This window comes from Streptomyces sp. NPDC029122 (assembly GCF_055569445.1).
Map to the genome: position 1 here is coordinate 47,877 of NZ_JBVHWK010000003.1, position 19,081 is coordinate 66,957.

The window sequence follows — 19,081 nt, forward strand, 5'->3', positions numbered from 1 at the left end:
ACCACGTGCCCGGGATTGCGGCGGGACACGCTGGGAGAATTAACTGGGCTTCGCAATTCAATGCGAATTGCGGTACAAAGGAATCAGTCGAGACCGTGACATTTGTCGCTCCGCGACGGGTACGGTTTGACGCATTCCACCGAAACATCCACACAGGCGACATCACCGCACGTCAGCACGCGGCGACGGCGCACGAAGGGACCGATATCCGTGGCGCAGCGCGTAGTAGTCACGATCTCCGACGACCTCGATGGCGGAGAAGCGGCGGAAACGGTCACGTTCGCCCTCGACGGTAAGTCGTACGAGATCGACCTCAATGCGGCCAACGCAAAGAAACTGCGGAAGACCCTGGCCCCCTTCGTGGCCGCGGGCCGCCGCCAGTCCCGCTCGGGGAAGGCTTTCAAGATGACGTCGATCGCCCCGGACCCGGCGGTCGTGCGGGCCTGGGCCCGTTCCCACGGGCACGACGTGCCGCCTCGGGGCCGCATCCCCAAGGCCGTCTACACGGCGTACGAGGAAGCCCACTGACCGCACCTCGCGGAGCGTCGGGCGGGCGGCCGCCGGCTGCCCGCCGGGCGTCCCGGAGGGGTCCGGCGACCCGGATTTGCCATGCACCCCCTCCGATCGGCTAATGTGTGGATCACGCCGAGGGGCGAGGCCGAAAGGCCGGAACCCCGAAGTCGTGCGGGTGTAGTTCAGTAGCAGAACACCCCCCTTCCAGGGGGGAGGCGCAGTGTGCAATCCCTGTCACCCGCTCTGCACGCTTTACCGACCACGGTTGTGGATCAGGTAGAGTAGTGCTCGCATCGCGACGGCCCCGGTCGTAGCGAGATGCGGACGTAGCTCAGTTGGTAGAGCACCACCTTGCCAAGGTGGATGTCGCGCGTTCGAGTCGCGTCGTCCGCTCAGAGAGCGAAGGGCCCCGATCGGAATCCGATCGGGGCCCTTCGTCATTTCCCGGCACCGCACCCCTTCGTGGCGCACGTCACATTCAATGACAAATGTCATCGCGGCCGGTGACAGCGCGCACTGCCGCGTCCTGCGCGCCCCCGCGATGCTGGTTCCACGGCGGCGGACGACGGGGTGTCGCCGGCCCCACGAGACGGTGCGGCCACCCCGCTGGCCTGGATGATCGTCACGGTGTTTGCTGTCCAGAGCGGTTCCGCTGGACAGCGCGGCGCCAGTCACGCACGTCAGAGGAAGAGCCGGGGGGACGGGACCGTGTCGAAGCTGACCGGGTGGTGGGGGAACCGCAGCAGTGCGGGGAAGGTCGAGCTGTACACCCGCTGGTCCTTCCACTTCTTCGTACTCGTGGAGATCGTGTCGTTCGGACTCGTCGCCCTCACGGGCCGGGAGAACGACACCCCCCGGCCGCTCGGGATCACGGCCTTCCTGGTGGTCTGCGCGCACTCCGTCCTCGTCGGCTTCCTCTCCTCCAGGGCGCTGGACCGCGTGTCCGGCCGCCGCGAACCGCCCGTGCGCCTCGCGGTGGTGACCTCGGCCCTGACCGCCGCGGCCGTCCTGTTCTTCCTCTTCCTGCGCCGCTTCGGCGCGCTCGACGAGTCCGCGGCGCCCGGTCTGGTGGTGGGGGTGAGCTGCTTCGGCTGCGGATCCCTCGTACTGACCCTGGAGAAGGTCCGGCACATGAGGTACGTGCCGCTGGCCGCGGCCGCCGGAACCGCGGCGGTCGTCGCCGCGCTGGGCCTGGACCTGGACGAGGTCGTCGGCTACTTCATCGCGGTCCTGATCGCCGGTGCCTTCCTCGCCTTCACCTGCGGGTTCTCCGGATGGCTGCTGCGCACCGTCTACGAACTCGACCACGCCCGGGAGATCCAGGCCCAGCTGGCGGTCGCCGAGGAGCGGCTGCGGTTCGGCCGGGACCTGCACGACGTGATGGGCCGCAACCTGGCGGTGATCGCCCTCAAGAGCGAACTGGCGGTACAGCTGGCACGGCGCGAACGCCCCGAGGCCGTGGACCAGATGATCGAGGTCCAGCGGATCGCGCGCGAGTCGCAGCGGGAGGTGCGCGACGTGGTGCGCGGCTACCGGGAGGCGGACCTCGCGGTGGAACTGGAAGGCGCGCGCGGGGTGCTGAGCGCGGCCGGGATGGACTGCCGGGTGGAGTTCCGTACGGCGGCGGTACGGACGCTGCCGGGCGAGGTGCAGTCGGCGCTGGGCTGGGTGGTGCGGGAGGCCACCACGAACGTGCTGCGGCACGGGGACGCGCGCAGCTGCCTGATCCGGCTGACGGCGGCGGAGCCCGGGGACTCGGTGACGCTGCTGGTGGAGAACGACGGGGCGCCCGAGGCACCCGCCGGAATGCCCGGGTCCGGGCTGACGGGGCTGCGTGAGCGGCTCGCGGCGGTCGACGGAACCCTGCTGGCGGGGCCGGCCGAGGGCGGCCGGTTCCGGCTGCGGGCCGAGGTCCCCCTGGACACACGACGAGTGGAGGTGCGGGCGTGACCCCCGTACGGGTACTGCTGGCCGACGACGAACACCTGATCCGGGGCGCGCTGGCCGCGCTGCTGGGCCTGGAGGACGACCTCGTGGTCGTGGCCGAGGCGGCCTCCGGGCCGGAGGCACTGGCGATGGCGCGGGCGCACCGGCCGGACGTGGCGGTGCTGGACCTCCAGATGCCGGGCGCGGACGGTGTGAGTGTGGCCACATCGCTGCGGGTCGAACTGCCCGACTGCAAGACCATGATCGTGACCAGCCACGGCCGTCCCGGGCACCTGAAGCGGGCGCTCGCCGCGGGGGTGCGGGCCTTCGCGCCGAAGACGGTCTCGGCGCAGCGGCTGGCCGAGCTGATCCGCACCGTGCACGCCGGAGGGCGTTATGTGGACCCGGAGTTGGCGGCCGACGCGATCAGCGCCGGCGACTCGCCGCTGACGGTCCGTGAGGCGGAGGTGCTGGAACTCGCGGCGGACGGGGCACCGATCGCGGAGATCGCGGAGCGGGCCTCGCTGTCGCAGGGGACCGTACGGAACTACCTGTCGTCGGCGGCGACGAAGCTCGGCGCGGAGAACCGGCACACGGCGGTGCGTCTCGCACGGCAGCGGGGTTGGGTATAGTAGTTCTCGCGTTACGGCGCAGTGCGGACATAGCTCAGTTGGTAGAGCACCACCTTGCCAAGGTGGATGTCGCGCGTTCGAGTCGCGTTGTCCGCTCAGAGTGCGAAGGCCCCGATCACCGATCGGGGCCTTCGTCGTTCCTCAGGCCCCGGCGACCGCGGCCCAGGACTGGCCGGTGATGCGCTCGTAGGCCTCGACGTACTTGGCGGACGTCTGCTCGGCGACCTCCTGCGGGAGGGCCGGCGGGGGGAGTTCGCCGTGGCGGTCCCAGCCGGAGGCCGGGGAGGTCAGCCAGTCGCGGACGAACTGCTTGTCGAAGGACGGCTGCGCGCGGCCCGGCTCCCACAGGTCGGCGGGCCAGAAGCGGGAGGAGTCCGGGGTGAGGACCTCGTCGGCGGCGACCAGCCGCCCGTCCTTGTCGAAGCCGAACTCGAACTTGGTGTCCGCCAGGATGATCCCGCGTTCGCGGGCGATCTCGCGAGCCCGGGAGTACACGGCGAGCGTGGTCTGGCGCAGCATCGCGGCCGTCTCGGCGCCGGTGGTGCGCGCGACCTCCTCGTAGGAGACGTTCTCGTCGTGCTCGCCGACCTCGGCCTTGGCGGCCGGGGTGAAGATCGGGGCGGGCAGCTCGGAGCCGTCGACGAGGCCCTCGGGGAGCGCCAGTCCGCAGACCGTGCGGGTCTGCCGGTACTCGGCGAGCCCGGAACCGGTGAGGTAGCCGCGGGCCACGCACTCGACGGGGACCATGTCGAGGTTCTGGCAGATCAGGGTGCGGCCGGCCCAGTCGGCGGGGGCGCCCGCGGGCGGCTCGGTGCCGAGGACGTGGTGGGGGACCAGGTCCGCGAGCTGGTCGAACCACCACAGGGAGAGCTGGGTCAGGACGCGGCCCTTGTCCGGGATCTCGGTGGGAAGCACCCAGTCGAAGGCGGAGATGCGGTCGCTGGCGACCATGACGAGCCGGCCGTCCTCGTCCCGGTAGAGGTCGCGGACCTTGCCGGTGTGGAGGTGGACGAGGCCGGGCACCTGCACCGGCTCGGGCTTTTCGACGAATCCGGACACGGGGTCTCCCTGTGGTTCTGTACGAGCGCGTCCCCATTCTCCCGTACGGGCCCCCGTGCAGCCGTCAGGGGGTCGCTCAGTCCCGCTTGCAGATCCGGTCGAGGAGATTGGCCGTGGCCCGCTGGACCCGCTCGTCGACGTGCCCCGGGCGGTCGAGCGCCGGGGACCAGGCGAAGGTGCCCGACGCGAAGACCAGGGCCCCGCTCGGGGCCCGGTACAGGGAGGTCTCCTGGTGCCTCTTGGCCCCTTCGCCGTCGAGGTAGGGGGAGTGGGCGAGCAGGATCCGGTCCTGGTGCTCGGGGAGCTGGACGCGCGGGAAGTAGCGGTCGGCCTCGCCCGCCACCAGCCCGTCCAGCTCGTCGTTCTCGGCGGCGCCGGTGGAGTCCCAGAGCCAGTGGGAGGCGTTGCGGACGATCAGCGGCGCGGGCTCGGGGACCCGGCCCGCGTACTGGATGCCGAGCAGCTGCTGTTCGGGGCGGTCGATCTCGCGCCACAGGCTGGGGCGGCCGGGGCCGCGGCGTTTTCGGCAGGTCAGGAGCCGGTCCTCGACGCCGGAGGGCGAGGGGGACAGCTCGACCTGCCAGTACATGGTGTTGGCGGAGAGGAAGACGAGGGAGGTGCCGTGGTCGCGGGCGCGCTCGACGGTGCGGCGCATGGGGACCGACCAGTACTCGTCGTGGCCGGGGAAGACCAGCCCCCGGTAGCGGGTCGGGTCGATGCGGCCGGCGTGCAGGTCGCGGGTGTCGGCGTAGGCGAGGTCGTAGCCGTAGCGCTCGGCCCAGCGGATGAAGTCGTAGGCGTGGCCGACGTGCAGGGGCAGGCCGGCGCCCGCGTAGGGGCGGTCGAAGGACACGGTGGTGGCGGCGTCGCGCTCGCCGAGGAGCCGGCCCTGCTCGTCCCAGGCGTGGTAGAGGCTGGCGCCGGTGCGGCCGTCCTCCGGGTAGAGGTTGTAGGCCTGCCAGGTGATGTCCGGGAGCAGGAGCAGGAGGTCGGCGGGGTGGTCGTCGCGGACCGTGAAGGGAATGTGGGAGCGGTAGCCGTCGGCGGTGGTGAGGACGGCCACGTACGCGCCGATGCTCCAGTACGAGGGGACCTGGAGCCGCCACGAGAGCCACCAGTGGTGGCAGGAGACGGTGCGGTCGGCGGTGAGCGGGGGCGGCTGGACGATGCCGGACAGCCGGGGGCTGGTGGTGATCTTGGAGGCGCCGTCCCCGCCGTAGTGGCCGATCCGGTAGACGTCGACGGAGAACTGCTGGGGCGGATCGACCGTGATGTGGAAGTCGATGGCCTCGCCGGGGGCGACGGCTCCGGTGGAGGCGAAGCCCTTGATCTGCCGGTGGACGTCGTCGGCGGTGCGGGGGCCGCCGCGAGGGGTCTGGCCGGGGGCGGCGAGCGCCGGGCCCACGTACCAGGGCACGACCTGCCCCGTGTCGTCGAAGTACACCTCGCTGCCCCGGAACCAGGGCAGGGGCCCCTGGCCGAAGGGGTCGTTCACCGCGTGCGCGAGCGCACCCGACTCCCAGCGCCGGATCTGGTCCGCACCCATACCGTTCCCCTCCCTCACTCCCCCGAACGTGTGCTCCCGTCGGTGCACGGCGGGTTTTCGGACACCCATCCGCGACCGGTCCCAAGCACATCACATAACGCACTCACTCCGTCACCGTTCGTCGTGAATTGACGTGACCGGAACGTAGCGCGCCGCTCGGGGCGCGCCGGGCGCCGTGCGCGCCGGGGCGGCGCGGTGGTGGCGGGGGGACAAGCGGCGCGGTGATGGCGGGGGGTCAGAGGAGGCGGACGGGCTTCTCGGGGGGTACGCCGAGTTCGTCGAGCCAGTCGCGCAGGGGCTCCGGGTCCCCGTCCTCCACGAGGGAGAGCACCCGGGGGGCGAGGTCCGCGCGGCGCTCGCCGCCGACGAGCAGCACGGGCCCGTCCAGCCAGTCCAGGCCGGGGCCCGCGCCGGCCGAGTCCACGGCGGCGCAGCACACCAGGGCGGTGACGTGGTCCGCCAGCAGGTCGCGGCCGCTGCGCGGGGGCTGGAGGGGGAACAGCGGCAGCGTGTCCGCGCCGCCGCGCGGCCGGGGGCTCCCGGCTCCGGCGGTACGTTCCTCCCGGGCCAGGTCGCCGCTGAGCCGCCCGGCGAGGGCGTCTCCGGCGGCGCCGTCCCCCGAGGGGTCGGTGAGGTAGCCGAGGATCCGCTCCAGCGTCGGCCCGCCCGGGGACGCCGGTCCGCCGAGGGCGGGCCGGTCCGCGGCCCGGGCGGCGGCCGTGACGGAGGGGCTGCCGGGGTCGGCGGTGCCGCCGGGACCGGCGCTCACGGCCCCCGGGACTCCGGCCTGGGCGGGCGCGCCCGTGGTCACCGGGACCGGCTCCCCCGGTGGACGGGAGCGGTCCGGGCGGGCCGGGGCGGCCGCGGGCGGGGCCGGGCCCGCCGGGACGGACAGGGCGTCCAGGGCGGCGTGCAGGCGGGCCGCCTCGGTACGCCACTTCCGGTCCACGACCTCCTGCGGGTAGGCCGCCCAGTCCACCGGCGCCCAGTCGGGCCCCGCCTCGGCCGGGCCGCCGTGGAACAGCCGGGCCGCCAGCAGGGAGGCGGCCTCGTCGACCACGCCCGGCTGCTCCAGCAGGTCGCAGGCGGGGCGCTCGCCGAGCCGCGAGGTGAACCCCTCGGCCAGCCGGTCCCGCCGGGACAGCTCGGTCAGGGCGGAGACCACCCCGGCGTCCAGGTGCGCCGGCCAGCGGCCCATCCGCCAGGCGGGCAGCGCGACCCGGGTCAGCAGCCGGTCCCAGCCGGCGTAGGCGAGGCCGACCTGCTCCTGGGCGACGATGCGCAGCGCGTAGTCCACGTCCTGTGCGCGGTCGGAGGCGGCCGCGGCCACCCCGCGCTCCATCTCGGTGGCGTCCGTCCGGCACAGCCGCAGCAGCAGCCGGGCCGGGCGGGCGATCCAGCCCAGGCCGCGCCTGCCCCCCACGTCCACCGCCGCGTCGAGCCCCCGTACGAAGCCGCGCGCGTCGGCTATGTCCGGGTGCGCGGAGGGGCCCGTACCGGCGACGACGGGCGCGAGGACGGCCCGTAGCTCGGCGACCCGCATCCACCACAGGAACGGCGAGCCGATCACCAGCACGGGGGCCGCGCCGGGCTCGGACTCCGGGCCGGTGCCTATGCCGGACCGGCGGTGGGCCGCATGGGTGCGGTCCTCCAGCCAGCTGTCGCAGTCCGGGGTCAGCGCTATCGCGGAGGGCGCGGGAACGTCCATCCGGTCGGCGAGGTCGCGCACGAGCCGGTAGAGGTCGGGGGCGGCGGCCTCCGGCAGCGGCACCGTCGGGGTCACGGCGGGACCCGCGCGCAGCACCACCGCGCCGAATATCCCGCCCGCCAGCAGCACCAGCGCGGCCACCGCGCAGACGGCCAGGGTCACCGCCGGCCAGGGATCCCCGGCCAGCCGGCCCGTCATACGGGCGGCGAGGAGCACCACCGCGACGGCGGCGGGCAGCAGCACGACGGCCATGGCCCTGCTGCGGACCCGCAGCACGGCGAGGGCCCGCGACCGCGCGGACGGCACGCCCACTTCTGCGTTCGAACCGGTTCCGGACACGACCGGACCTCACCCCCTCTGCCCTGCGGCGGCTTTGCTCACTCCCCCACTGTGACACCCGCCACTGACATCGCAATGCCGGTGGGCCATGTGCCGGAATGCTTGCGCCGCACCCTAGTTGGGGCGGGCGCGGCAGTCAGGCACTCCGGGGGACGATCACCCGATGGAATGGCTTTGGGTAAAGGTGGGTGCGTTCGAAGGCGGCCGGATGCAGTCGCACGCGCATACACGCGCGGGCCCGGTGCGCGTTTTCGCGCCCCGGGCCCGCCTCGTGACAGCCGTGCTGGTCAGCGGCCTTCGGCCGCCTTGGCGGCGATGTCCGTGCGGTGCTGCGAGCCGTCCAGCCTGATCCGTCCGACCGCCTTATACGCCTTCTCGCGCGCCTGCGCCAGATCGGAACCGGTCGCCGTCACCGAGAGCACGCGACCGCCCGCGCTGACCACCGCGCCGCCCTCGCGCCGGGTCCCGGCGTGCAGCACGTACGCGTCGGGCGCGTCCTGCGCGGCCACCTCGTCGAGGCCCTCGATCGGGTCACCGGTGCGCGGCGTGTCCGGGTAGTTGTGCGAGGCGACGACCACGGTGACGGCCGCGTCGTCGCTCCAGTTCAGCGGGGGGAGGGCGTTCAGGGTGCCGTTCGCGGCGTTCAGCAGCACGCCCGCCAGCGGGGTGCGCAGCCGGGCCAGGACCACCTGGGTCTCGGGGTCGCCGAAGCGGGCGTTGAACTCGATGACGCGGGTGCCGCGGCTGGTGATGGCCAGGCCCGCGTAGAGCAGCCCGGAGAAGGGGGTGCCGCGGTGGCGGAGCTCGTCGACGGTCGGCTGGAGGACCAGTTCCATGACCTCGTCGACCAGCTTCGGGTCGGCCCAGGGGAGCGGCGAGTACGCGCCCATGCCGCCGGTGTTGGGGCCCTCGTCGCCGTCGAGCGCGCGCTTGAAGTCCTGCGCGGGCTGGAGGGGCAGCACGGTGACGCCGTCGGTGATCGCGAAGAGGGAGACCTCGGGGCCGTCGAGGTACTCCTCGATGACGACCCGCTCGCAGGCCAGCGCGTGGGCGCGGGCGGCGGCCCGGTCCTCGGTGACCACGACGCCCTTGCCGGCGGCGAGGCCGTCGTCCTTGACCACATACGGGGCGCCGAAGGCGTCGAGGGCCGCGTCGACCTCCTCGGCGGTGGTGCAGACGTAGCTGCGCGCGGTGGGCACCCCGGCCGCGGCCATCACGTCCTTGGCGAAGGCCTTGGAACCCTCCAGCCGCGCGGCCTCGGCGGACGGGCCGAAGACCGGGATGCCGGCCGAGCGGACGGCGTCCGCGACACCGGCGACCAGGGGTGCCTCCGGTCCGACGACGACCAGGCCGGCGCCGAGTTCGGTGGCGAGGGCGGCGACCGCGGCGCCGTCGAGGGCGTCGACCGGACGCAGCTCCGCCACCTCGGCGATCCCGGCGTTGCCGGGGGCGCAGTACAGCGCGGAGACGTCGGGGTCGAGGGACAGAGAGCGGCACAGGGCGTGTTCGCGGGCGCCGCCGCCGATGACGAGGACCTTCACGCCGCCCAGGGTAGCCCGGACGGCGCGGCCGGTTTCGTGCGGCCACCCAATCAGCGCGGGCTACTCATTCGTGTATTCCTCCACAACGGTCGCTCCGAGCTCGCGCACGATCAGGTCGTGTCCGGTCAGGGCGCTGTCGACGAGGTCCGGGTCGTCCGCCTCCGGTACGTCGTCCTCGGGGGCGACCGGCGGGGGCGCCTGCTGTACGGGCGGCCGTGGCGCGGAGGCCTGCTGCTGGGGCGGCGGCTGGTGGGCGGGGGCCTGCGGCTGCGCCTGCTGGGGCGTCTGGGCCGGCCGGTCCGGGGAGGCGGGGGGCGGGCTGTAGGCGGGGGCGGCCGGGGCGGAGTAGGAGGAGTACGACGAGGGCGCGGCCGGGGCCGGGCCGCCCCCGCCCACCACGGCGTCGATCTTCCAGTTGACCTGGAACTGCTCGGCCAGGACCGCCTTGAGGACGTCCTCGCTGCCGCTGCTCGCGAAGTTGTCGCGGGCTCCGGCGTTGGGGAAGCCGAGCTGGAGGGTGGTCCCGTCGAAGCCGGTGACCTGGGCGTTCTGGCTGAGCAGGATCCAGGTGAAGCGCCGGCGGTTCTTGACGGCCTCCAGGACGCCGGGCCACATCGCCTGGACCTGCCCGGCCCCGGCGGCCATGTCGGCGGCGGGCGCGGCGGCCGTCGGCGCGGGCGCGGAGGCGGGCGCCGCGGGAGTGGCCGCGGGGGCGGGAGCGGCCGGTGCCGGGGTGCCGCTGCCGGGCACGGCGGCGCTGGGCCACGCCCCGGCGGCCGGGGCCACGGGCGCGGCCGGGGCGGGGGCCTGCGCGGCGGCCGGGGCGGCGGCCCCGGGCCAGGCACCGCGCGCGGGCGCGCCGCTGCCGGGCTGCGCGGCCCCGGGCCAGGCGCCGGGCGCCTGCGCGGGGGCGGCGGCCGGGGCGGGAGCCTGCGCGGCGGCCGGGGCGGGAGCCTGCGCGGCGGCCGGGGCGGCAGCCGGAGCCGGGACGGGAGCCTGGGCGGGCTGGGCCTCCGCTGCGGCCTCCGGCACGGGGCCCCGTACGGCGGCACGCGCGGCGGCGACCCCGCCGGCGGGCCCGGCGGGGGCCATGGCGTGCGCCTCGGGCCCGGGCACGTACCCCATGGCGGGCGGCGCGGCGGCGGCCACGGGCTGCGCGGCGAAGGCGGCGGGGGGGCCGCTGCGCTCCAGCCGGTCGAGCCGGGCCTGGAAGGAGCGCTCGTCGTCGAAGGCGGCCGGCAGCAGCACCCGGGCGCAGATCAGCTCCAGCTGCAGCCGGGGCGAGGTCGCACCCCGCATCTCGGTGAGCCCGGCGTTGACCAGGTCGGCGGCACGGCTGAGCTCGGCGGCCCCGAACACCGACGCCTGGGCCTGCATCCGCTCCACGACATCGGCGGGGGCGTCGATCAGCCCCTTCTCCCCGGCGTCGGGCACGGCGGCCAGGATCACCAGGTCGCGCAGCCGCTCCAGCAGGTCGGCGACGAACCGGCGCGGGTCGTTCCCGCCCTCCACCACCCGGTCCACGACCTCGAAGGCGGCGGCCCCGTCCCCGGCGGCGAAGGCGTCCACGACGGAATCGAGCAGCGATCCCTCCGTATACCCGAGCAGGGAGGTGGCCATGGCATACGTCACACCCTCCTCGCCGGCACCGGCGAGGAGCTGGTCCATGACGGACATGGAGTCACGCACCGACCCGGCACCGGCGCGCACGACGAGCGGCAGCACCCCGTCCTCGACCCGCGCCCCCTCGCGCCCGCAGACCTCGCCGAGGTACTCGCGCAGCGTCCCCGGTGGCACGAGCCGGAAGGGGTAGTGGTGCGTCCTGGACCGGATCGTCCCGATGACCTTCTCGGGCTCGGTGGTCGCGAAGATGAACTTGAGGTGCTCCGGCGGCTCCTCGACCACCTTCAGCAGTGCGTTGAAGCCCGCCGAGGTGACCATGTGGGCCTCGTCGATGATGTAGATCTTGTACCGGCTCGACGCGGGGCCGAAGAAGGCCTTCTCGCGCAGGTCACGGGCGTCGTCCACACCACCGTGCGAGGCGGCGTCGATCTCGATCACGTCGATCGACCCCGGCCCGTTGCGGGCCAGGTCACGACAGGACTGGCACTCCCCGCAGGGGTCGGGGGTCGGACCCTGCTCGCAGTTCAGACACCGGGCGAGGATGCGGGCGCTGGTCGTCTTTCCACAGCCGCGCGGGCCGCTGAACAGGTACGCGTGGTTGACCCGGTTGTTCCGCAGGGCCTGCATCAGCGGGGCAGTGACATGCTCCTGCCCGATGACCTCGGAGAACGACTCGGGGCGATAGCGGCGGTACAGCGCAAGGGACGACACGTCTACGAGGTTATCCGGGCCCGCCGACAACAGCGGCCCGCCGACGCCCCCCGGACCCGCCCGGGAACGCAAAGCGCCCCCCACGCACCCGCCAGAGCCCACTTACCCTTGCTGCCTTCCGGCCCTGGGGGAGTTGGGTGAGATAGCGCCACGTGAGGGGCTGCCCCCCACCCTAGCGGATACGGCCCCCCGGAATCGAGCCGGTCCCCCCGCCGATCCGGATCCGGACCACCGATCCGGATCGTGTTCGCGAGCACCCCTCAACGTCTTGTATTGTTTGCGGCGGAGGATTCGCCTAGAGGCCTAGGGCGCACGCTTGGAAAGCGTGTTGGGGGCAACCCCTCACGAGTTCGAATCTCGTATCCTCCGCCAGTGCCTCACCGGGCACTTGAAGGCCCCGACCGGGAAACCGGCCGGGGCCTTCTGCGTTCCGCGGGTCTGTGCCTGTGCGCACTCCGTCTGAGATCCCGTCCGCCAGTACCGCGCCTACGTCCCGTGCTCCCATGGGTTCAGCGTGAGCGCACCGGTCCGGGCCAGGTGCTCGACGTTCCGGCTCACCACGGTCCAGCCGTTCGCGATGGCGGTGGCAGCGATCAGCGCGTCCGGCGGGTCGATGCTCGTTCCAGCGCTCTTGAGCCTCCGGTGCACGGCAAGGCAGGCGAAGGCCTCGCGCTCACCGATGGAGGCGATCCGATCGCGGAATTCGTCCCGGACACCCTCGAGCGCCCGCTCGAAGACAGACCGGCGCACCGCGTTCGGCGTCCCCTCGATGCCCGCCTCGATCTCCGCGATCGTGATGACGCTCGGGTGGAGAGCGGGAGCTGGGACAGAGCGGGCCCAGGCGACGACGGCCGGGGCGGGTGTGACAGAGACTCCCGGGTCTCTCGGATCGTCCGCAACGGGTGGGGCGCGTCGGGACAGCTGCGCGCCCGCACCGCCCCCGGGGGCCGTCAGTCCAGGTTGAGGCGGGCCAGTTCGGTGCGGGAGCGGATGCCCAGCTTGGGGTAGGCCTTGTAGAGGTGGTGCTCCACCGTGCGCGGGCTCAGGAAGAGCAGGGCGGCTACCTCGCGGCTGCTGCGGCCCTCCGCCGCCAGCCGGACCACCTGCAGCTCCTGCGGTGTGAGGCGGTCGGCGAGGGCGCGGGCGGTGGGGACGGCCGGGGCGGCGGACTCCCCGGCGGCGCGGAGTTCGGCGCGGGTGCGGTCGGCCCAGGGGGTGGCCTGCAGGCGCTCGAAGACCTCCAGGGCCTCGTGCAGGCGGACCCGGGCCTCCGCCTGGCGGCGGGCGCGGCGCAGCCACTCGCCGTGGACCAGCAGGGTGCGGGCGGCCTCGAAGGGGCGCCCGCTCTTCGCGTGGAGCGATTCGGCCTCCGCGTACGCGTCCTCCCGTCCCGTCAGCTGCGCCTCGCAGCGCAGCGCGATGGCCCGGGCCCAGGGCTGGCCCCCGGCCTCCGCCCAGGACACCAGGCGCTGCCACGGGAGCCGGGCGCGTTCGGGGGTGCCGAGTCGTACCGCGGCCTCGACCAGGTCGCCGGTCGCGGCCACCAGGGCCGTCATGTAGTGGGCCGGGCGGGTCCACGCCGACTCCAGCCGGACCAGGGCGTCCTCGTAGCGGCCCAGGCCCAGGTCGAGCAGGCCGAGCAGGCAGGCGACCGCGATGCCGCCGTCGACCGGCCCCCCGGCCGGCGGGCGGCAGCGCTCGGGGTCTCCCTCGATCGCGGCGATGCGGGCGAGGGCCACGTCCAGGCGGCCGATGCGCTGCGGCATGCCGCAGTCCTCGGCGACGGCCCGGGCCTCGGCCACCGAGGCCTCCGCATCGCGGTGCCGGCCCTGGATCACCTGGAGCCGGGCCAGCATCTGCAGGGCCTCCGGGAGTCCGCCGACCAGGCCGGCGCGGCGCCTGCGGGCCACTTCGGCGACGACCAGCTCCTCCGTCCGGCCGTCATCGCCGAGCAGGGCCGCGGCGTAGACGGGACGCATGCCGGGCCCGCCCTCGGCGACGGCCGCGGTGAGGGCCGCGAGACCGGCCCGGTGGTCGCCGTCCACCAGCCCGGCCATGCCCTGGACGGTGTGGTCGCCGGGGAGGAGCTCGGCGCAGGCGCGCACCGAGTCGGCGTCGCCGGAGAACCACGCGTACGTCGCCGCGGTGCGCAGCATCGACGCCGCCGGCCCGGGCTCGGCTTCCGGGGCGCCGGCGACGAGGAGGCGCGCCGCGGCGGCCTGGTCGCCGCGCTCGAACTCCACGGCGGCGCGGACCTCGGCGAGGGCGGCCCGGTCCGTTGCGGTGGTGGCGAGCGGGCCGGCCTGTTCGGCCAGGACTCCGGCCAGGCTCAGGTCCCCGGCACCCACCGCCGCGGCGGCCGCGCGGCGCAGCATGCGTCCGCGGTCCGGCAGGGAGGTGGTGAGCGCCGCGGCACGCTGGTAGAGGTCGCAGGCGATGGCGGGGGCGGCTCGGTCCCGGGCGCGGTCCGCCGCCCGGGCGACTTCCGCGGCGACCGAGGCGTCCGGTCCGAGGGCGGCCAGCGCCAGGTGGCGGGCGCGGGCGTCCGAATCCGCGGCCAGGCCGGCCAGCTCGCGGTGTACGCGGGCCCGCTGGACGGAGGCGGCGCTCTGGTAGGCGGCGGCGCGGATCAGCGGGTGCCGGAAGGCCGGCTGGACGCCGTCGATCCGGAGCAGCCCCGACCGCTCCGCCGCCTCCAGCGCCTGCGGCCCGTTGCCGCCCAGCGCGTCGACGGCGGCCAGTACGGAGGCCAGGTCGCGGCTGCTGTCGGCGGCGGCGGTGAGCAGCAGCAGCCGGACGTCGCAGGGCAGTTCGGCGATCGTGTCGCGGAACGAGGCGAGCACCCGGTCGGTGACGTGCCGGCCGGCGGAGGGCCCGGAGGTGCGGTCGCTCCGGCCGAACTCCAGGAGCGCGAGAGGGTTTCCGTCCGCGTCCTCGAGGACCTGTTCGCGTCGGGGGGCGGGCAGCCGGTACCGGTCGAGCACTTTCGCGGCGGCCTGCCGGTCCAGGCGGGGGAGGAAGAGCTCCGGGAGACCGCGCGCGTCGAACCCTTCCTCCCGCGCGGCGAAGACGAGCGCCACCGGCTCGGCGTCGAGCCGGCGGGCCGCGAACAGCAGGGCGTCCGCGCTGCTCTGGTCCAGCCACTGGGCGTCGTCGACCACGCAGAGCACCGGGCCGGACTCGGCGAGGTGGGCGAGCAGGGTGAGCAGCGCCAGCCCGGTGGTGTACCGGTCCGCGGGTGCGGCCGAGCCGCCCAGGACGGTCCGCAGCGCCTCCGCCTGCGGGCCGGACAGCTGCGCGACCACGTCCTGCAAGGGCCACAGCAGTTGGAGCATGGCGGCGCCGACGAGGTCGCGTTCCGCCTCGCAGCCGGTCACCCGCAGCAGCGTGTGCCCCGGCGCCGCCGAGACGCGGTCCAGCAGGGCGGACTTGCCGATGCCCGCCTCCCCGCGCAGGACGAGCGCGCCTCCGCGCCCCTCGCGCGCCGCGTCGAGCAGTGCGTCCAGCGCCGCTTCCTCGGTCTGCCGTCCGTAGAGCATGTGCCGCTTCCCCCCTCGCTGCTCGGGCCGCTCCTGGCGGGCTTACGTAGCCACTGCCAGAAACCTTACTGATCCGGCCGGTAGCCGCCCGTGCCTACTGTCGGCAGCAGCTTCGCGGTACCCGCCGCGGCCTCCCCCTCAGGTCTCTCAGCAAGGAGTCCGACCATGACCGTGCGCGTCCTCGCCCTCGTCGGCAGCCTCCGGGCCGGCTCGCACAACCGGCAGCTGGCCGAGGCGGCCGTCAAGCACGCGCCCGAGCACGTCTGCGTCGAGATCCACGGCGGTCTGGCGGAGATCCCCTTCTACAACGAGGACATCGACGTCGCGGGCACCGTCCCCGGCCCGGCGGCGGCCCTCCGGGAGGCGGTGGCCGGGGCGGACGCGCTGCTGTTCGTCTCGCCCGAGTACAACGGCACCATCCCCGCCGTGCTGAAGAACGCGATCGACTGGCTGTCCCGTCCGTACGGGACGGGCGCGATCACCGGCAAGCCGGTCGCCGTCATCGGCACCTCCCTCGGCAGTTACGGAGGGGTCTGGGCCCAGGACGAGACCCGCAAGTCCGCCGGTATCGCCGGCGCCGCCGTGCTCGAACAGGCGCGGCTCGCCCTCCCCCGCTCCCTCACCCGCTTCGCCGACACCCACCCCGGCGACGACAGCGAAGTCGTCACCGGACTCCTCCAGGTCCTCGACCAGCTCGCCGCCAAGGCGACCGTCTGAAACGTCCGGGCTGACGTACCGCAGCTCCGTCGGGCATTCACGCTGCGGCCGGGTCACCGGCCGGAAAGGAACACCGCCATGCTCATCCTGACTCCCCGTGAAGGCGCCGCGCCGAGGGTCTTCGGACCGGCTCCGCACGGCCAGGGCTCCCAGATCTCCCCGATCATGCTGCAGGAGGAGCTGTGGGAGCGGATGCGCGCGCTGCCGTACGTCTACATGGCCCCCACGCTGGTCTCGGTACCGCACGCCCGTGCGCTCTTCCTGCCCGAGGGCATCGGCACGGGCCCGGTGGAGGCCTTCCAGCGCGGCCGCGAGTGGGCGCACATCCACCCCCACCACGACGGCTCGCTGCACCTGACGCTGCCGCGGGACGCCGAGGCCGACGTCATCGCCGCGGGCTGGGGCGTGCACCACCCGGCGCAGCCGGTGACGCTCATCTACGGGCCCAGGACCGCGGAGGAGCTGGAGACCGTCTGGAAGATCGTCCAGTTCTCCTACCGGTACGCGGTCGGCGCGAAGTGAAGCACCCCGGACCGGCCGGGCGTCACTAGCCGGCGAGGCCGTCCGGTGGTGGAGCGGGGCGGAACGCGCCGGCGGTCGTTGAGCGGCCGGCGAGGCCGCCCCGCGTGGTGGGCACCGCCCGCGCCCATGTGGTGGTACCGGCGCTCCCGGGGCTCAGCGCTCACGCCGGCGCAGGGCCTCCTGGGAGGCGACGTATTCACAGCGCATTCACAGCAAGGAATTCCGTCGGAGCGGGCCGCACCCTCACGACCGGCGGCCGACGAACCGGAGCACGCATGACCACCCTCATCACCGGCGCCCGCGGCAAGGTCGGCCGGGCCGTCCTCGAACGTCTGCACTCCGCCGGCCTCACCGTCCGCGCGGCCAGCGCCTGTCCCGCCGAACTGAACGTCCCGGCCGGCGTCGCGACGTACCAGCTGGCCCTCGACCGGCCCGAGACCTTCGCCGCCGCGCTGGACGGCGTGCGGCAGGTCTTCCTCTACCCCGAGCCCGCCGGCATCCAGGAGCTGGTCGCGGCCGCCGAGGCCGCCGGCGTCGAACACGTCGTACTGCTGTCCTCGTCCTCGGTACTCGGCCCGGACGCCGAGAACGACCCGCTCGCCGGCCACAGCCTCACGGTCGAGCGCGCCCTCGCCGCCTCCACCCTGACCTGCACCTTCCTGCGCCCGGACGCCTTCGCCAGCAACTCCTTCGGCTGGGCGTACTCCATCGGCCGGTCGCTGCCGGTCCAGCTCGCCTACCCCGACGCGCACATCGCGCCCATCCACCCGGAGGACATCGCCGACATCGCCGTCGAGGCCCTCACCGGCGACTCCCTCACCGGCCGCCGGCTCACCCTGACCGGCGGCGAGTCGCTCACCTTCCGCCGCCAGCTCGCCGTCCTCGCCGACGCCATCGGCCGCGAGATCACCGTCGAGCACATCACCCGCGCCGAGGCCGAGCGGCGGATGGGCGCCCACATGCCCGCGCCGATGGTCTCCTCGCTCCTCGACCTGTGGGAGGCCGCGAACCACGGCCCCGCACCCATCGCCGACACCACCGCGACCCTCCTCGGACGCCCCGCCCGCACCTTCGGGCAGTGGGCCCGCGAGAACGCCGCCGCCTTCACCGGCCGCTGAGCGGCGCCACCGGCCCGGCGGGCGTACGGCGCACCGGTGACTTCCCGCCCGCACGCGCCCCCGCTTCACCACCGCACGCCGTATCACGGAACGTAACCTCCCCTTACCCTCGGTCATGACACCTGGTCAGGCGAGAGGAACGAGGCGGGCGATGGCGATGCGAAGGACGGCAAGGCTGCTGGGTGCGTGCGCGGCGGCCGCGGTGCTGGCGCTGACGGCCCCGGGCACGGCACAGGCGGCCCAGGGGGTCCTGTACATCGACGGCGTCCGGTACGACGACCCGAGCGGCTGCTTCCCGCTGGGCGACTTCGTCCCCTCGGAGGTCGCCAACCTCACCGACGGGGTGGCCTGGGTGTGGAACGGCCCGCACTGCGACGGCCGGGTGGTGCACGCGGTCCACCCGGGCCGGATCGCGATCGGGCACGGCCTGAGCCTCTACATCGAGTGAACGGCGGGCCCCGCCCTCAACCCCGGTGCCCGGCACCCGCGCAGGGCTCGGCGGACAACACCCGCCCGAGCGCCGCTCGGCCGGCCGGACCCCAGGTCCGTTTGCCGCCGGGCAGGCCCCGCTCCCACGCCCGGCCGATCTCGACGAGACCGAGGCCCCGGAGCAGGGCCCACCCCCGGGCGCGCCGGACCGTCGCGGCGTCCACGTCCCCGTACGCGGCGAAGAAACGTGACACCGAGGCCCCGGGGAGCAGCAGCCAGGCCGCCGCGAGGTCCGTCGCCGGATCTCCAGCGCACAGCTCGCCGAAGTCGACCACGCCCGCGAGCGTGCCGTCCGAGACGACGACGTTCGCCGGATGGAGGTCGCCGTGCAGCCAGACCGGCGGGCCGCCCCAGGCGGGGGCGGACACCGCCGCGTCCCAGACCGCCCGGAGCCGCCGACCGGTGGCGGGGGCCGGGAACCTGCCGAGCGGCGCGCCACGGCCCGGATTCGCGGGGGCACCGTCGGGAGCGGGCCGGTGGAGGGCCCGCAGGAACGCCGCCAGCCGGTCGGCGGCGTCGTGGCCCCGGCTGATCGGGACCCGGTCGGCGGGGTCGCCGGGGACCCAGACGGCGACGGTCCAGGGCCTCGGGAAGAGCGCGGACGGCTCGCCGGCGCGCAAGGGCACCGGTACCGGGAGCGGCAGGTGCGGGGCCAGTACGGGCAGCCACGCGCGCTCCTTCAGGAGCAGCCCCGGAGCACGCTCCGTACGCGGCACCCGCGCGGCAAGCCCGTCGCCGAGGCGCCACAGCTGGTTGTCCCAGCCATCGGCCACCGGGCGGATCTCCAGCGCGGCGAGGTCCGGATGCTGTTCGCGCAGCAGCGCCCGCAAGAGGCCCTCGTCGATCCCGTCCATGGTCCCGCTCCCCCAACTCCCCGTCCGCAGGCCCGTACTCGGCCTCTTCCCGCCCTCACCCCCAGGACGTACGCGGCCCCCGCGCGGTTGACGTGCTTCCGGCCCGGGCACCGGCTCGCGGTTATCGGGGGGTCGGTGGAGCCGTACGTTTCTTTTGCTACGCAGTACCGGGGGAAAACACCTTGCCCAACCCACCCAGCCCTCCCCGCCGAGGCCGCCTCACTCACACGGGTGAACAAGTCCA

General features: G+C 74.4%; 15 protein-coding genes, 4 tRNA genes and 1 other RNA gene. 11 read left to right on the top strand and 9 right to left on the bottom strand.

Annotated features, from left to right (window positions below):
* The first annotated feature begins 210 nt into the window (after positions 1–210).
* The 6 genes from ACZ4WZ_RS04775 (at position 211) to ACZ4WZ_RS04800 (ending at position 3,167) form a co-directional block, all read left to right on the top strand.
* Entirely contained in the window at positions 211–528 is a 318-nt protein-coding gene (locus tag ACZ4WZ_RS04775) for a histone-like nucleoid-structuring protein Lsr2 (protein WP_467885071.1), read from the top strand.
* 156 nt (positions 529–684) lie between these two features.
* Positions 685–756, top strand: a tRNA-Gly gene (locus ACZ4WZ_RS04780).
* 77 nt (positions 757–833) lie between these two features.
* A tRNA-Gly gene (locus ACZ4WZ_RS04785) sits at positions 834–906 on the top strand.
* A 315-nt stretch (positions 907–1,221) separates the two neighbouring features.
* Entirely contained in the window at positions 1,222–2,463 is a 1,242-nt protein-coding gene (locus ACZ4WZ_RS04790) for a sensor histidine kinase (protein WP_467885074.1), read from the top strand.
* Positions 2,460–3,071, top strand: coding sequence for a response regulator (locus ACZ4WZ_RS04795; protein WP_467885077.1), 612 nt, complete (start codon positions 2,460–2,462; stop codon positions 3,069–3,071). The genes ACZ4WZ_RS04790 and ACZ4WZ_RS04795 overlap by 4 nt, the downstream gene beginning before the upstream one ends.
* 23 nt (positions 3,072–3,094) lie before the next feature.
* Positions 3,095–3,167 (top strand) — tRNA-Gly (locus ACZ4WZ_RS04800).
* Positions 3,168–3,212: 45 nt separating this feature from the next.
* Here ACZ4WZ_RS04800 and ACZ4WZ_RS04805 read toward each other — a convergent pair.
* From ACZ4WZ_RS04805 to ffs, 6 genes are all read right to left on the bottom strand, one after another.
* Positions 3,213–4,130 (bottom strand): phosphoribosylaminoimidazolesuccinocarboxamide synthase, encoded by a 918-nt coding sequence (locus ACZ4WZ_RS04805; protein ID WP_467885079.1) that lies wholly within the window; start codon positions 4,128–4,130, stop codon positions 3,213–3,215.
* 76 nt (positions 4,131–4,206) lie between these two features.
* Positions 4,207–5,676, bottom strand: a complete 1,470-nt coding sequence (locus ACZ4WZ_RS04810; protein WP_467885081.1) for a N,N-dimethylformamidase beta subunit family domain-containing protein — start codon at positions 5,674–5,676, stop codon at positions 4,207–4,209.
* A gap of 235 nt (positions 5,677–5,911) precedes the next feature.
* Positions 5,912–7,723, bottom strand: a complete 1,812-nt coding sequence (locus ACZ4WZ_RS04815; RefSeq protein ID WP_467885084.1) for a hypothetical protein — start codon at positions 7,721–7,723, stop codon at positions 5,912–5,914.
* Between the two features lie 287 nt (positions 7,724–8,010).
* Positions 8,011–9,264, bottom strand: a complete 1,254-nt coding sequence (purD, locus tag ACZ4WZ_RS04820; RefSeq protein WP_467885086.1) for a phosphoribosylamine--glycine ligase — start codon at positions 9,262–9,264, stop codon at positions 8,011–8,013.
* Between the two features lie 60 nt (positions 9,265–9,324).
* Positions 9,325–11,598: a DNA polymerase III subunit gamma and tau gene (locus ACZ4WZ_RS04825; protein WP_467885089.1), complete on the bottom strand. Its 2,274-nt coding sequence runs from the start codon at positions 11,596–11,598 to the stop codon at positions 9,325–9,327.
* A gap of 66 nt (positions 11,599–11,664) precedes the next feature.
* An RNA gene (gene ffs / locus ACZ4WZ_RS04830) (signal recognition particle sRNA small type) lies at positions 11,665–11,763 on the bottom strand.
* A 119-nt stretch (positions 11,764–11,882) separates the two neighbouring features.
* On the opposite strand from ffs, the gene ACZ4WZ_RS04835 reads away from it, so the two are divergent.
* Positions 11,883–11,970: transfer RNA gene (locus ACZ4WZ_RS04835), tRNA-Ser, on the top strand.
* 114 nt (positions 11,971–12,084) lie between these two features.
* On the opposite strand, the gene ACZ4WZ_RS04840 is transcribed toward ACZ4WZ_RS04835, so the two are convergent.
* Both ACZ4WZ_RS04840 and ACZ4WZ_RS04845 read right to left on the bottom strand, forming a co-directional pair.
* Positions 12,085–12,552, bottom strand: coding sequence for a PIN domain-containing protein (locus ACZ4WZ_RS04840; protein ID WP_467885890.1), 468 nt, complete (start codon positions 12,550–12,552; stop codon positions 12,085–12,087).
* Positions 12,549–15,137 carry an AAA family ATPase gene (locus ACZ4WZ_RS04845; protein ID WP_467885091.1) on the bottom strand — a complete coding sequence of 863 codons (2,589 nt, stop codon included), beginning with the start codon at positions 15,135–15,137 and terminating at the stop codon, positions 12,549–12,551. Before ACZ4WZ_RS04845 ends, ACZ4WZ_RS04840 begins: the two co-directional genes overlap by 4 nt.
* A gap of 165 nt (positions 15,138–15,302) precedes the next feature.
* On the opposite strand from ACZ4WZ_RS04845, the gene ACZ4WZ_RS04850 reads away from it, so the two are divergent.
* From ACZ4WZ_RS04850 to ACZ4WZ_RS04865, 4 genes are all read left to right on the top strand, one after another.
* A complete protein-coding gene (locus ACZ4WZ_RS04850) occupies positions 15,303–15,854 on the top strand; it encodes an NADPH-dependent FMN reductase (protein ID WP_467885094.1) in 552 nt (183 codons plus the stop codon).
* A gap of 78 nt (positions 15,855–15,932) precedes the next feature.
* Positions 15,933–16,376 (top strand): luciferase domain-containing protein, encoded by a 444-nt coding sequence (locus tag ACZ4WZ_RS04855; RefSeq protein ID WP_467885097.1) that lies wholly within the window; start codon positions 15,933–15,935, stop codon positions 16,374–16,376.
* Positions 16,377–16,651: 275 nt separating this feature from the next.
* Entirely contained in the window at positions 16,652–17,494 is an 843-nt protein-coding gene (locus ACZ4WZ_RS04860) for an NAD(P)H-binding protein (RefSeq protein WP_467885100.1), read from the top strand.
* Positions 17,495–17,645: 151 nt separating this feature from the next.
* The gene (locus ACZ4WZ_RS04865; protein ID WP_467885103.1) at positions 17,646–17,942 is read left to right on the top strand and encodes a hypothetical protein; all 297 of its coding nucleotides are present in this window, start codon (positions 17,646–17,648) and stop codon (positions 17,940–17,942) included.
* 16 nt (positions 17,943–17,958) lie between these two features.
* Here ACZ4WZ_RS04865 and ACZ4WZ_RS04870 read toward each other — a convergent pair whose 3' ends face one another.
* Entirely contained in the window at positions 17,959–18,837 is an 879-nt protein-coding gene (locus ACZ4WZ_RS04870) for an aminoglycoside phosphotransferase family protein (RefSeq protein ID WP_467885106.1), read from the bottom strand.
* Positions 18,838–19,081 lie beyond the last annotated feature (244 nt).

Coding starts and splice junctions, on each gene's coding strand:
- ACZ4WZ_RS04865 (WP_467885103.1), top strand. CDS start 17,646: ATGGCGATGCGAAGGACGGCAAGGCTGCTGGGTGCGTGCGCGGCGGCC.
- ACZ4WZ_RS04855 (WP_467885097.1), top strand. CDS start 15,933: ATGCTCATCCTGACTCCCCGTGAAGGCGCCGCGCCGAGGGTCTTCGGA.
- ACZ4WZ_RS04860 (WP_467885100.1), top strand. CDS start 16,652: ATGACCACCCTCATCACCGGCGCCCGCGGCAAGGTCGGCCGGGCCGTC.
- ACZ4WZ_RS04845 (WP_467885091.1), bottom strand. CDS start 15,137: ATGCTCTACGGACGGCAGACCGAGGAAGCGGCGCTGGACGCACTGCTC.
- ACZ4WZ_RS04870 (WP_467885106.1), bottom strand. CDS start 18,837: ATGGACGGGATCGACGAGGGCCTCTTGCGGGCGCTGCTGCGCGAACAG.
- ACZ4WZ_RS04850 (WP_467885094.1), top strand. CDS start 15,303: ATGACCGTGCGCGTCCTCGCCCTCGTCGGCAGCCTCCGGGCCGGCTCG.
- ACZ4WZ_RS04810 (WP_467885081.1), bottom strand. CDS start 5,676: ATGGGTGCGGACCAGATCCGGCGCTGGGAGTCGGGTGCGCTCGCGCAC.